Annotated in this window: 12 protein-coding genes; all 12 read right to left on the reverse strand. The window is 41.7% G+C overall.

From position 1 onward, the window contains the following. Nucleotides 1–2: 2 nt before the first annotated feature. The 12 genes from NQ489_RS09385 to NQ489_RS09440 all read right to left on the reverse strand — a co-directional run bounded on the left by NQ489_RS09385 (nucleotide 3) and on the right by NQ489_RS09440 (nucleotide 14,180). Nucleotides 3–653: an ATP-binding cassette domain-containing protein gene (locus NQ489_RS09385; protein WP_044925097.1), complete on the reverse strand. Its 651-nt coding sequence runs from the start codon at nucleotides 651–653 to the stop codon at nucleotides 3–5. A 43-nt stretch (nucleotides 654–696) separates the two neighbouring features. After that, nucleotides 697–1,425, reverse strand: a complete 729-nt coding sequence (locus NQ489_RS09390) for an ABC transporter permease (protein ID WP_021651446.1) — start codon at nucleotides 1,423–1,425, stop codon at nucleotides 697–699. Nucleotides 1,426–1,443: 18 nt separating this feature from the next. Further along, nucleotides 1,444–2,217 (reverse strand): hypothetical protein, encoded by a 774-nt coding sequence (locus NQ489_RS09395; protein WP_227945633.1) that lies wholly within the window; start codon nucleotides 2,215–2,217, stop codon nucleotides 1,444–1,446. A 118-nt stretch (nucleotides 2,218–2,335) separates the two neighbouring features. Continuing rightward, nucleotides 2,336–3,820, reverse strand: a complete 1,485-nt coding sequence (locus NQ489_RS09400) for a DUF6034 family protein (RefSeq protein ID WP_021651448.1) — start codon at nucleotides 3,818–3,820, stop codon at nucleotides 2,336–2,338. A 99-nt stretch (nucleotides 3,821–3,919) separates the two neighbouring features. Further along, nucleotides 3,920–4,888, reverse strand: a complete 969-nt coding sequence (locus NQ489_RS09405) for a sensor histidine kinase (protein WP_227945634.1) — start codon at nucleotides 4,886–4,888, stop codon at nucleotides 3,920–3,922. A gap of 449 nt (nucleotides 4,889–5,337) precedes the next feature. Then, the gene (locus tag NQ489_RS09410; protein ID WP_005423065.1) at nucleotides 5,338–6,003 is read right to left on the reverse strand and encodes a response regulator transcription factor; all 666 of its coding nucleotides are present in this window, start codon (nucleotides 6,001–6,003) and stop codon (nucleotides 5,338–5,340) included. 168 nt (nucleotides 6,004–6,171) lie between these two features. Continuing rightward, nucleotides 6,172–8,058, reverse strand: a complete 1,887-nt coding sequence (locus tag NQ489_RS09415; RefSeq protein ID WP_049946998.1) for a beta-N-acetylhexosaminidase — start codon at nucleotides 8,056–8,058, stop codon at nucleotides 6,172–6,174. Between the two features lie 128 nt (nucleotides 8,059–8,186). Then, the gene (add, locus tag NQ489_RS09420; protein WP_021651451.1) at nucleotides 8,187–9,185 is read right to left on the reverse strand and encodes an adenosine deaminase; all 999 of its coding nucleotides are present in this window, start codon (nucleotides 9,183–9,185) and stop codon (nucleotides 8,187–8,189) included. A 101-nt stretch (nucleotides 9,186–9,286) separates the two neighbouring features. Beyond that, the gene (locus NQ489_RS09425; RefSeq protein ID WP_021651452.1) at nucleotides 9,287–11,077 is read right to left on the reverse strand and encodes an aminopeptidase P family protein; all 1,791 of its coding nucleotides are present in this window, start codon (nucleotides 11,075–11,077) and stop codon (nucleotides 9,287–9,289) included. A 4-nt stretch (nucleotides 11,078–11,081) separates the two neighbouring features. Continuing rightward, on the reverse strand, nucleotides 11,082–11,885 hold the full coding sequence (gene thiD, locus NQ489_RS09430) for a bifunctional hydroxymethylpyrimidine kinase/phosphomethylpyrimidine kinase (RefSeq protein ID WP_021651453.1): 804 nt from the start codon (nucleotides 11,883–11,885) through the stop codon (nucleotides 11,082–11,084). Continuing rightward, nucleotides 11,882–12,562 carry an HAD family hydrolase gene (locus tag NQ489_RS09435; protein ID WP_021651454.1) on the reverse strand — a complete coding sequence of 227 codons (681 nt, stop codon included), beginning with the start codon at nucleotides 12,560–12,562 and terminating at the stop codon, nucleotides 11,882–11,884. Before NQ489_RS09435 ends, thiD begins: the two co-directional genes overlap by 4 nt. Before the next feature lie 205 nt (nucleotides 12,563–12,767). Then, on the reverse strand, nucleotides 12,768–14,180 hold the full coding sequence (locus NQ489_RS09440) for an amidophosphoribosyltransferase (protein ID WP_021651456.1): 1,413 nt from the start codon (nucleotides 14,178–14,180) through the stop codon (nucleotides 12,768–12,770). Between the last annotated feature and the right edge of the window lie 98 nt (nucleotides 14,181–14,278).

A 14,278-nucleotide genomic window follows, 5' to 3' on the forward strand; every position in this document is an offset into this window, starting at 1 on the left:
TATCAGGCAGTCCTTTCTCTTAAGATTCCTCCATCCATTTCATATACGTGGTCACATAAGATTCTGATGTCCTCTTCATTATGGCTTGCCAGCAAAATGGTTTTTCCTGCTGCTTTTAAATCCAGCAGCAGTTCTCTTATTTCTTCCACGCCATGTTTATCCAGTCCATTAAACGGCTCATCCAGAATCAAAAACAGAGGATCTTCCATAATGGCCTGTGCAATACCAAGGCGTTGACGCATTCCAAGGGAATATTTTCCGACTGGTTTCTTCATGTCCGGATCCAATCCTACCCTTTTTAAGACTATGCGGATATCGGCCTTCGAAATCCGGCCATTCATGTCTGCCAGGATCTCCAGATTTTTAAAGCCCGTATATTGTGTAAGAAAACCGGGAGTCTCGATAATAACTCCAAGACTTTCAGGAAAATCCACATCATGGCCTATTTTTTTTCCAAATACAAAAATAGTGCCCGTAGTTACAGGGAGAAACCCACAGATGCATTTCATAAGGACGGTCTTTCCGGAACCGTTATTTCCAACAATCCCATAGACGTTCCCTGTTTTCAGGGAAAGATTTACTTCCTGTAACACGATGTCTTCACCGAAACGTTTGGTCACGTGTTCTATTTTTACACAGGTGTTCTGCATCATTCCACTTGCTCTTTGCGGATCACAGGCCAGATTAAATGTCCCTTCAGATTTCTTCCAATCTTCCATATAAAACACCTCCCAGAATTCCCAGCATTACTAATAAAAACAACAGTAGAAATAGCCAAAGTCCTATTTTGTCCGGTCCCCAATTTTCATCAGCCAGTATCCATTCTACTGGATAAAACCATATCTGATTCTTAAAATAGCGGTCATGAAGGATAATTCCGAAATAAAAGCTTACAAAAGGGATTCCATATGCCATGTAAGCAGAATCCCATAAAATCCCGCAGCTTCCACCGAAAGTACTTATGATACTTCCGATAAGTCCTGTCCGAAATGCCTTCATAAGTAAGTCCAGAAGTGCTTCTTTTTGAATAGCACCCTTTATCTCCAGCGGATAGAACACAATAAAATTGATAAAAAGTACCGTTAGTATAGATAACGTCCAGACCATAAAACCAGATACCATAATGGAAAAAACTTTACCTTCGATATACTGTCTGCGAGTCGTTCTGGGAAGTATCTCCTTTAAAAATCCACTTTTATATTCTTGCAGAATGGAATCACTCCATGGCAATACGGCTGCTACCGGAATGGCAAAAGATACTGCCTGACTTTTTAAGGAACCTTCCAGTATACTGATAAAAGTACCACATGTCAGTGTTTTTTTTAAGCTGGGATAAGTCTGTCCAATGGCGATGGAGATGCAGGCTATCAGCCATGCTGCCAGAAAATTCTTATTAAAAAACATACGTTTTATTTCACCCCACATAGGTTTTCCCCCTTCCGATCATGTCTTTTCTCCAAGAAATTCAAAGGTATATTTTTTCATCCGGTTAATTGCAAAAACTGCAAGAAGAACTAAAATACCCAGAAAAAACATGTAGGAATGCGTGATTTTCGGAAGCAATGGGTCATAACCCAAGTTATGTTTTCCGTATACTGCCTGGTTCAGAGGACTGATCCAGCAGATTAATACATTTACCTGATACATTTCGTATTTTTCTTTATGTAAAATTGCAGCCAGTACTTTCGGGTCCAATAAAAAACCAAATACACTGTAAAGAAGGCCAAAAATCATACCCTTAGTCTTCCCTTTATAGAGATTTCCTACAAGGATTACAAAGCTTAAGGTCAGCGAATAACAAAACAGCAGGAAGAAAACCTGCAGCATACAGCCATAAGGTGAGATACTTTCCATGACTCTTACTGTAGAAGGGACCTGCAGGTTTTTTCCTAATTCTGAATAACCAAGCATGGCGGCAGTTTCGCTCCACAGATTGCCTGGATAACTCTTTTTCATACACAGCACGGCCGTAAATAACAGCATCAAAACCGTATATAAAACAGTTACAAGAATAACATAAATGAATTGACCTAAAAGCCATTTCCTCTTGGTTGTCCGGGTCAGCTGGTATGGAGTAACAGGTGTCATCTTCGGCAGGTCAGAAAACATAAGAAGCAAGAGCAGCGAACTGGACAGTACTGCTATCCCATCCCCAAATGTCCAGATAAATGGTTCAATGGCCTGTACCGGTGTATCGTAGGTCTCCATTACAACCATGATTCTGCCTGTAAGCAGGAAACTAAGTACAAATTCTAACAGAAATATAAAAATAACTTTGGGATTGCGTAAAAATCCGAAGAAATTGTACCGTACAATTCCAAATACCTGTCTCATGTCAGTAACCCAAATTCCGGTTTATAATACTGCCATCCACGGCATTAATGGTAAGGAAGCTTTCATTCGGATCTTTACTGGTATTTGATTCTGTTTCTCCGTTATATTCACTTTCTGAAGTCATGCTGCCGAAAAAATCCCAGACGGGGATCATAATACCTGTGTGTGCGTCAGTAGACGGCTCATATATTCTGGCATAACCAAGAACAATCCGATCAATATTATAGGCCCTGGAATTTTCATATTGCATATTATCAGCGTTTGTTACCAACATCATTTTTTCATAAATTTTCATAACCTCGCTGAATGAAAGAAGATTTAAATTCTCTGTCTTTATGTTACCAATTGTGTAGGGATTTGAATAAGTCATGCTTTCTATGCCATCTTTATCGACATAGAAACAGAGACTTTCATAAGACCATGTTTCCATTGTGCTGTCCATATCTTCCAATGCCCCACCGTCTGCAATTGTCTGAGTTACCGGCACACCATTTATGGTACGTGCATAATCAATTCTATATCCATTTCCAAAATTAGCTGAACTATTATCGCCTTCAAAACTTTTGCACACCGCGTAATTCCAGTTAGAAAACTGTAAATCTGTGATGCCCATTTTTTCAACTTTTTCCTTTACAAGTTTTTTTGCTTCATCCAGGGACAGCCCGATTGATTCTTCTGTGGGTTTTTCTTCCTCTTCAGAATATCCGTAATCACACCACATTGCATCCTCCGGTATTTTTTCCCCGCCCTTGTTTGCTGCTTTCTTGATCTTGACTGACAAGGTATCGGAGCCATCGGAAGATATTTTATAATAGTATTGTGAATCGTCTGACATTTGTGCAATACAATCGAAAAAATTTCCGGCAACAGGTTTTGCCTCTGTCAGGGTTTTCTTTTCCGGAGCAGTTTCGTATTCCTGTTCCCATGTCTCAATATCTTCATAGATATCATAGACATAATTCCCATCATCGTCTGTTCCATAGTTATACGGATCCAGGTTTCCGTTTGCAACGTCTTCTTTTAGTTCATCCAGAGTTTTTTTAATTTCATCCTTTGTCTTCACATAATAACTATCCATGGTATAAAGTTTTGCCTCTGAGAAGAATGCGTTTGTAATACGGTCTAGAAGCTCCTGGGTAACTTCTGCCGCGGTGACAGAAATAGCAGATATCTTTTCCACTTCCGGAATTTCTACGCTTGCATCTGTATTTACCACGAGCTTGGCACTGTCATCTTCCACATGGCTTTTATAATTTTGAGGAGCATCAATGAGATTCCTGATGGTTGTCTTTGACTCTGAACCGTCATCGTTCTTGCTTTCAGATGCTTCTCCTTTAGAACCGCTAACATCATCCGCTTCCGTATAAGCATCTACAGCCTTGCTCCCCTTCGGCTTTACCAAAGAAGAATCCGGGGTCTGTGCGCATCCTGTAAACATTCCAATACAAAGCACTATTCCTGCAAACTTTTTTATGTTTTTTCTCATTTCTGGTAATATCTCCTTTCTAAGGTTGTTATAAGTATATCATCGAGCATTACACCAAATCTTTCGCGATTTGTAACTGATATGTAAACGTTAGTGTGATTACCAGAAAACAGAGACGGTAGTTCCTTTTCCCGGATTGCTTTCAATCTTCAGTTGGAAATCGTGCAGTTCTATAATTTTCTGACATAAAGAAAGACCGAGCCCTACACTTCCTTTTGCCCTGGAACGAGATTTGTCTACCATATAAAATGGTTCCGTCACCATTTCCAGATCCTCTTTCGGTATTCCCTTTCCAAAATCCTGAACCATCAGATGGTCTGGGGTTGCCTCAAGCACAATTTTAGATTCTTTCCTGGAAGCTTTGACTGCATTATCAATTAGATTTGTCACTACACTTATCATTAAGTCCTGATCAAACTTCTTTACCAATTCTTTTGGTTCACAAAATACATCAAGAGAGATGTTTTTTTCTTGAAGCCTGCAATCAATAAGTTCTTTTACTTCTTTCAGGAAATTATCCACCTGTATTTCCACTGGATTGAATGAGTCTTCCGAAGCTTCGTAGAGTCCGGTTAATTCCAGCATTTTCATAGAAAGTCTTGACAGCCTGCGACATTCATTTTCAATATAAATCAGAGCCTTCTCCTGCCTTTCCGGGGTTAGGCGCACAGTAAGCAATGTATCTGCATAGCCTATGATTGCAGTCATTGGGGTCTTCAGCTCATGAGCCAGACTTCCAATAAGCTGTTTTTGTGTCCGGTTTATGTTAGAAAGACTTTCAATTTGTTCTTTTATTTTACCTGTCATAAAATTAAAGGTTGCACCTACCTGCGCAAGTTCTGTATTGCCCTCTGACGGTACTTTAAAATCATAAATACCTTCAGAAACAAGAAGCGTAGCTTCTCTTAGGCTTGTAAGCGGTGCTGTGATTTTTCGAAGGCTCAAATAAAGGATAATTCCCATCACCACGATCAAAGATAAAGTAAATCCACCCGTCTGAAAAAACAGCAGATGACTTTTTTCTATTACATCTGTTATATCTTTATAAGTAATAATCTGATATCCCATATTTACATTGCCATAGTAAAATAACAAAAGTGTCCTTCCATTTATCTGACTGATCATAGGGCCATGACCGTCACTGTTGCTGCCATGATCCACCATGTTTGCCTTACTTTCACATAATTCTCTTAACTTTTTTACATCGAATTCATAAACAGTTCCATTATAGATCATTTTTCCATCAAGATATAAAACCGCGCTGTCATGAAAAACCTGCCGAAAAGCATAAGTAACTATTTGGGGGCGCATTTCGTTGTCGGCATTCTGTTTCTGATTGTCAGAAAGGCATGTTTTATTTTCAAACTGTAAGATATTTGTTCTGAATATACTGCTTTCATAACTGTTGATATTCTGTATACTCTGATTTTTCCAACAATAAGTGGTATAGAGAAAGATCCCTGACGATACCAACAAAATGATACATGTAGTCTGAGAAAAGATCTTTATTAAGAGTTTCATAAATCCACCTCAAGTCTGTAACCGATTCTGGGAATTGTTTTAATCTTATCCTGCCAGCCAAGCTTTTTCCTGATACGACCCACATGTGCATCCACAGTTCTTGTTTCTCCGCAGAACTCTTCATTCCACAGTTCCTGCAGGATCTGATTCCTGGTCAGTGCTTTATTCGGGTTTTTGGCGAACACCATGAGGCAGTTATATTCCATTGGCTTTAAATAGATTTCCATACCCATTTTTGTAACAGTACGACTAGCAGTATCAATGATGACATCACCAATTTGAATCTGTTCTTGTACAGTGCCATTACGTTCCAGTACTTTTTCAAGACGGACCATCACTTCCAGCATTTCAAATGGTTTTACAATATAATCTTCCGCACCGTCTTTTAATCCCTTTATCTTGCTCGCGATATCTCCCTTTGCGGTAAGAAATATTACGGGGATTTCATACTGCTTCAGTTTCGGTAACAGGCTATATCCGTCTCTTCCGGGAAGCATGATATCTACAAGTGCACACTGAAACGCATGATCTTGAATAATTGCTTCATATGCCTCATTTCCATCCAGATATCCTACTGTTTCATACCCTGCAATCTCCAAATTCATACATAGCAGGTCATTGATTGACATTTCGTCTTCTATCACAAGAATTCTTGCCTTCATGATTATTACCTCACATGTTTTTATAAATATCTTTTCACAGGTTAATTATACATTAAATTCTATATCGCAGTTGTAACTGATTTGTAACAGCAAAAAAGGAAACCAAAACCATTCTGTGAGAATAGTTTTGGTTTCCATACGTAGCCGGATTCCTTTCATTTACCTTTATCAGATTGTGTCATTTAAGTCACATCCACTGATGATGCGATTCCATAAGTTCTCCCGCTTGTCCATTCCTTTGGTAAAATAGGGAAGTCTTTCCTCTTCCAGCTCTTCCAGACGAAGCACATTTCCATTCAGATAATTGTCAATCCGGTATCCTGTACTTTTAAGTCTTGTAATTACGCCACCAATTTTTATATCCAAAATCTCATAACCAAATGGCTTTGCATCGTTCATCCAGATTTTTTCTCTTGATGATTTCATCTCTGTCAGATTGCAGATGATTCCAGGAATAACATTCTGACTGATATTTTTCAACGCTGCTCTATCCGATCTGTCATATGCTGATTTTATACACATGCCCAAATCGGCTTTATCAGCTAATACCGCCGCCAGTTTTTCATAAAATGAGAATAAAAGCTGATATTTTCCTGTTTTTTTTGCACATTCCTTCATACATTTCTGTATGTTTTGGTAGTAAGATTTTGTATTGACACCTGATTCTTTCACATGATAATCAAAAATGCCTAACATTGGATCCTGGTATAACAGATATTTTGAAGGATTTTGAGCCTCTTTATTCTCTTTCGTATTTAAGAATAAGGAATCAAAATTGTCAAGTGCCATAAAATCATCAAATTCTCCGCCTGTGCAGTCCCTGAACTCCTGCTTAAGGATTGTTTCGTCATAGTCTCTGTGAAAATCAAGGTGTGCAAAAAGTACAAGTCCCGGAAGCAAAGCATCCACCGGGGTTTCTGCACCATTATCCATCCATGCTGTACAGAGCACCTCTTTTATATTGTATTTTTTACAAGTAGAAAGAGCTGCTTTGGTACACGCATAGGTCTTAGAATAATTGGGGGAAATTCCGTTCCAAATCCAAGATCCTCCTGCAAAAATAACGTTATCCGAAAACTGCGCATGGATATCCAGCATTTTTTCATAGGTTCTGGTATCAGCATGATAATAGTCCCAATATACTAATCCTAGATCTTTTTTCGGTTTTTCCCATTTGGAGCAGTCCGTGTTTTCGGGCAGATCATAGTATCCGCCTGTAGAATTTGCTGTAATGTACATGTCACTCCATATCATAGGCTTTAATTCTAATTTTCTGCAAATATCTACGACCCTGTTACAATGTTCCCTGATTATCAGTGACCCTTTTTTATATCCATTTTCTTTTAGATAATTTCCAAGTCCCAGCATGACAGCCTCATCCATTCCAAGATGTACCCTGTTGGTAGAAAAATTCTCCTTTACTGAGCTGAGCAGCTTTTCAATAAACTGATAAGTTTCCTCTTTTTCAGGCTGGAGAATGTCCGCAGAATCACGAATCTTATCCATTCCCGGCCACTTCAGCGCATTGTGCAGATGAGCCAGGGTCTGAATACACGGAACAAGCTCTACCCCAAACATGGAAGCGTAAGCATCCAGTTCTTTTATTTCGTCCTTGGTGTATTTTCCACGATAAGCTCCAAAATAAGGCTGCTCCTCTACTTCATAGGTATCTTCTGTATAAAGCATGAGTACATTCATTCCAAGTTTTGCCAGTGTCTTGATCAGGAATTTCACCTTTTCAACTGTAAATACAGCATTTCTGGAACAATCCAGCATAAGACCGTTTCTTTCAAAACAGACATGCTCTTGATATTGAAATTCATCCTCTTTCATATGATGTATGGCATAATTAAGTGCGCGGTAATAATGAGATATTTCCCGACAGATGATACGAATCTGGTTTTCTCTTTTATTTATCAATATTTCTGGTCTGTCCTGAAATTTAACAAACAATTCTATGTTTTGGTTGAAACCGTCATTTTCAGCCAGCAGTATTTCAGTACCTTTTTTAATAGTATTATATTCTTTCTTATCAGATGAAAAAACAATGTTCATAAGCATTCCTCTTTCTTTAGGAATTCTACTCTTCTTAACAAATCAATCTTTTTTAGCAGAGTATCCCCCTGTCAATGTTCTATTTTATTCGTTTGTAAATAATCGGCTCACCATAATTTTCATACAGTTCAGAAAAGAAGCTGTTCTTTCAGTTTCCATTTTCTGTTCCTAGAAGTAAAGGCTGCCTCCACAGAATTCAGAAGTAGCAGCCTTTTCTGCTCCTGGGTAAGATCTAACAGAGATTCCATATATCGGAATTCCCGGGAAAGGGTTGTTCTTTCGATCGCCGGATCATCGGTATTTAAGGTTACCTTAAGTCCCATTTCGAGAAATGCTTTCAGCGGATAAGCAGACATTTCTTCCATAGCTTTTGTCTGGCGGTTGCTTGTAGGACACATTTCCAGAAAAATCCCCTTATCCTTTACAAGCTGTATCACTTCCTTATTTCCCGCAATCCTCACACCATGGCCGATCCTGACCGCACCCATATGGACAGCTGTTTTTACATCCTCTGCATTTCCGGCCTCGCCTGCATGGATGGTAAATGGAACCTGATATTCTCTTGCTTTTGCAAAAAGTGCCTCGTAATTTTCTGTTGGAAAGAGTGCCTCGGCTCCTGCAAGATCGATAGCAACCACGCCTCCATCTTCAACAAGATATTTTTTTGCCAGCTCCAGAGTTTCCAGATTTTCTTTCTGGTTAAGATCACCGCGCATACAGCATAAGATCAGATTACCGGGGATGGGAGCTCTTTTCAGACCACGTAATGCAGCATGGATCGCTGTTTCCTGAGTCATTTCCTTCTGTGTATGGAGCTGTGGGGCAAAACGAAGTTCTGCGTAGATCACACCGTCTTCTTTCATTTCAGAAAGGATAAGATAAACAGCCTCTTCCAATGCCTCTTCTGTCTGAAGAAGGGAAAGAGGCAGGTCAAAGCATTTCAGAAAATCATTGAGATTTTCGCAGGTATCCGGCACAGAAAGGAGAGAAAGAAGCTCTTCATCTGTGGCAGCCGGAAGCGTGATCTGCTGCAATGCGGCAAGTTTTCTGGCTATCTCTGTGGTAATGCAGCCGTCCAGATGTGCGTGGAGATCGATGTAGTGATCAATTCTATTTTCTGTTTTCATAGGCGCTAAGTACCTCCCTGGTTGGATTTATTCTTATCCCTGAAATGGTTTTGCGTTTCTTATGGTATCTGTCGGAAGGAAATATTAATGTGAATTCCGGGTTATATTTCCTGTGTGGCTTTTTTTAACCAGGATTGCTCTTCTTCATTCAGATACGGAGAAATCTTTTCGTATACAAGGGCATGATACTGATTGAGCAATTTGCGCTCTCCTGCTTCCATCTGTTCCGGATCGATACCTTCCAGATCAAATGGGACCAGAGTCAGTGGCTCAAATTTCATAAACTGGCCGTAGGATGTTTTTTCGGCTTTTTTGCAAACTACAAGATTTTCGTGACGGATGCCGAATTCATTTTCCGCATAATATCCCGGTTCATCGGAGGTGATCATCCCTTCTTCCAGAACAGGAGCCGGAAGCGCGGCAGGGCTTTTCCAGCGGAAGCTCTGCGGTCCTTCGTGTACATTGAGAAGATAACCTACGCCATGACCGGTTCCGTGGTTGTAATCCTCTCCCATAGCCCAGAGCGGTCCTCTAGCCAGGGCATCCAGATTCAGGCCGGTACAGCCGTAACGGAATTTTGCTGCTGCCAGGTTCAGGTGTCCACGGAGTACTGCTGTGAAATATTTTTTTTCTTTTTCAGTAACCGGGCCAAGTACAACGGTGCGGGTGATATCAGTAGTGCCCTCCAGATAATGTCCGCCTGTATCCATCAGAACCAGCCCTTTTGGCTCCAGTGGAATATTGGTTTCTTCTGTTGCACTGTAATGGACAATGGCTCCATGTGCACCGTAGGCAATGATGGGATCAAAGCTGTTTCCCTGAAAATTCTCCTGTCCGGAACGGAATTCATAGAGCTTATCAGCAGCGGAAAGCTCGGTGATCTTCTGTTTTCCCACATTTTTCTTCAGCCAGTGGATAAACTTCACCATTGCAACGCCATCTTTGAGGTGGGCAGTCTTTTCATTCTGGACTTCGGTTTCATTTTTGATGGCTTTTGGGAGAAGGGTCAAATTTTCACCGTCCAGGATCGTTACCGTCTTTGGAATACTGCTGACCAGCCGGCTGTTTACATTGCTTCTGGAAAGAAATACCTTTTTCTCTTCGGGAATCGTCTGTACATAGGTGTAAATATCATCATATGGATAAATGGCAATACCGTCTTTGGAAAGTGCTTCCTTAACAGAATCCGAAAAGGCTTTTTCATTGACAAAAAGACGAAGCTCACTGTCATCCAGCATAAGATAGGAAAGAACTACCGGGCAGCAGTGGATATCATTTCCGCGGATATTTAAAAGCCATGCAATGTCATCAAGGGAAGTGAGGATAAAGAGGTCTGCGCCCTTCTCTTTCAGTTTGCTGCGGATCTCACGGATCTTGTCTGCTCTGGATCTTCCGGCCCATTTTTCGGATAATTCCATTACCGGTTCACAGGAAAGTGCCGGACGGTCATTCCAGATATTTCCGATGAGATCCTCATTTACAGAAAAATGTACCTGTTTTTTCTGAAGGATTTTTTCTAGCGTCTCTGCTTCTTCTGCGCTTACGGTACGGCCATCGAAGCCGAGACACATTCCCTCTTTCAGATTTTCTTCCAGGAATTTGTGGATCGTTGGTACGCCCGGTTCTCCCATCTTAAACAGAGTAACCGGAGTTCCCTCTAACTGCTGTGCAGCCTGGATAAAATATCTTCCGTCTGTCCAGAGTCCGGCCATGTCCTGCATGATCACGGCAGTTCCGGCAGAACCGGTAAATCCGGTGATGTATTTTCTGCATTTAAAATAATCCCCAACATACTCAGAACCATGAAAATCATCGGTCGGAACCAGATAAGCATCGATTCCCTTTTCCTTCATTTGTTTTCGAAGAGCTGTGATCCGTTCTGTAACTGTCATAATCTTATGCCTCCTCTGTATAACTGTTCTTTATCGCAAAGCCATGATCCATAGGGCCGCTTCCCTTTCCCAGATCCAGCATGGCAGCAAGGGCTCCGGAAATATAGTCCTTGGCACGGTTTACAGATTCCACCATGGAAAATCCCTTTGCAAGGTTGGAAGTGATGGCCGAGGAAAGAGTACATCCTGTTCCGTGGGTATTGGGATTGTCGATCCTTTTTCCCTCAAACCACTGATATGTTCCATTCACATAGAGAAGATCATTGGCATCATTGAGCTTATGTCCGCCCTTGCAGAGAACTGCACAGTGATACTGCTCGGAAACCTGTTTTGCAGCTTCGATCATATCATCGGCGCTTTTGATCTTCCGTCCGGTAAGCACCTCGGTTTCCGGGATATTCGGGGTGAGAAGATCTGCAAGAGGAAACAGTTCTTCCTTCAGAACATCCACCGCCTCCTCACTGATCAGTCTTGCACCGCTTGTGGCAACCATAACCGGGTCCACCACGATATTTTTTGCCCGATACTGTTGGAGCTTTCCTGCGATCATATGGATCAGATCACTTTCGGAAACCATTCCGATCTTTACTGCATCCGGAAAGATATCCGTAAAAATACAGTCCAGCTCCTGACCCAGGAACTCTGCGGTTGCATTCTGGATGGATGTGACACCGGTGGTGTTCTGGGCAGTCAGCGCGGTGATGGCACTCATGGCGTATACTCCGTTTGCCATCATGGTTTTAATATCGGCCTGGATCCCGGCTCCTCCGCTGGAATCGCTGCCTGCGATGGTTAATGCTGTTTTCATCTTTGGTTTCCTCCGTTTTCTGTGAATATATGGTTCTGTAACTCTGTCAGATCCCGACAGTAGATATAGGCATCCTTTTTCAGCTGTTCCTGATCCGGTTCTCCTAATGCGTCATAAATACCGGCAGTCAGAAATCCTGCATTTCCGGCAGTCTGCAACGCGTAGAGTGAATCCTCCACAACCAGCGTCTGGGATGGCCCCGTTCCCAGTGCTTCTGCAGCTGTAAGATAGACCTTCGGAGAATGTTTGCTTTCTCCGATCTCACTGGTGGTATAGATTTTATCAAAAAAGGAACGAAGTCCGTTTCTTTCCAGCGCCCGGCAGATATGTTCCCTGGGGCTTGAGGTTGCCACCGCAGCCGGGATTTTCTGTTCTGCAAAGCATTGAAGAAGTTCTCTGGCACCTGATTTTGCCGGGACCTCTTCAAAATAGTATTTACGGATCCGGGATTTCAGATCCATCACGATCTTTTCTTCGGAATACGCAAGAGTAAACCTGTTTTTCAGCCAGTCCGCTCCCTGCTCCATACTCATGGGAAAAAGGATTTCGTCCATTTCCGCAACCGGCTGATATCCCAGATCTGTAATATATCGTTTTCCAAGCTCCTTCCAAACAGAGAGCGAATCCAGAAGGACGCCGTCTGCATCAAATATCACGGCTTTTATAGGAAAAATCATGTTTATACTCCTGAAAATTTTTTTTGTGATACTCTGTCATTGGAACATTACGAAATAATTTTCCATGACATAAAAAACTGATATAAAAAACGCGGATATATCACAAAAGATATATCCGCATTTATTATAAGCCGCAGATATCCAAAATGCAACCGGGAGTTAAGGAGGCTCATCTGAAACAGCAGCTCTATTTTCAAAACATTTTTTATTCTTTACCATTAAAACAATATGTGCATACATTACAAGGATCGATCCCAATGGATTCCAGAAGATCATCCAGTCTGTGATAGCGAAGGGTGGTAAAATTCTGCATCTCGCAGATATCCTGTACCATCTGCTCGTATTTCTCTGTATGTGGATCTGCATATTCATCCAGAACTTCCTGCGGACAGTTGGGGCCTTCTCTCTTCTCGATCACCTGACGGGTGATCAGCTCCATCTCAGATTTGGAACGTGAGAAGTTTAAATATTTGCAGCCGTACATGATTGGCGGGCAGGCAGGACGGACATGAACCTCTTTGGCTCCGCTGCGGTACAGAAATTCGGTTGTCTCGCGAAGCTGGGTGCCACGTACGATGGAATCGTCTATGAGAAGAAGTTTTTTATCCTTGATCAGCGCACGTACCGGGATCAGTTTCATTTTGGCAATAAGGTTACGCTGGTTCTGATTGGTCGGCATAAAAGATCTGGGCCAGGTTGGTGTATATTTAATGAATGGTCTTGCGTAAGGAATGCCGGATTCATTGGCGTATCCGATGGCATGGGCAATGCCGGAATCCGGAACACCGGCTACAATGTCCGGGTGCACGGAATCGCCGTCTCTCTTTGCAAGCATGCTTCCACAGCGGTAGCGCATCTCCTCTACATTTACACCTTCATAAGAGGCTGTCGGATATCCGTAGTAAACCCAGAGGAAGGAACAGATCTTCATTTTCTTTCCGGGCTCAACCAGAGTTTTGACTTCGTCTGCTGTTACGAATACGATCTCTCCGGGGCCAAGTTCTTTATAATCTTCGTATCCAAGGTTGATATAGGCATGACTTTCAAAGGAAATACAGTATGACCCTTCTTTGTGGCCAATTTCCACAGGAGTTCTGCCCATCTTGTCACGGGCTGCATAAATTCCGTCTTTTGTCATAAGAAGCAGAGTCATGGAGCCGTCGATTAGTCCCTGTACGTACTGTATACCTTCCACAAAATTGTCCTTTTCACAGATCAGTGCAGCGATCAGTTCGGTCACATTGACTGTTCCGTTAGTCATCTCCTGAAAATGTACCTTGGTCGTATCATACAGTTGCTGCAGAAGTTCATCGTAATTATTGATCTTTCCCACAAAAGTGAGGGCAAAGCTGCCGATCCTGGAACTGAACAGAAGGGGCTGAGGCTCATAATCAGAAATACATCCGATTCCCATATTTCCCTTCATGGAACCCACATCTCCGTCAAATTTTGTACGGAAAGGCGTGTTCTCAATGTTGTGGATGGCACGGTCAAATCCATGTTCTCCGTAAACAGCCATACCTCCGCGGCGTGTTCCCAGATGAGAATGGTAATCCACTCCGTAAAAAAGCTCCAGTACACAGTCATCCTTCGATGCTACTCCAAAAAATCCGCTCATAATGCGCTCCTCTCTACTACTATGATGTTAACGATTTCTGTTATCGTTCCTATATCCATAATCGCTATCAGTATAGCATAAGAGAATTGAAAATAAAA

The organism is Blautia sp. KLE_1732_HM_1032 (genome assembly GCF_025147905.1).
GTDB classification, from domain to species: Bacteria; Bacillota; Clostridia; order Lachnospirales; family Lachnospiraceae; genus Blautia_A; species Blautia_A fusiformis.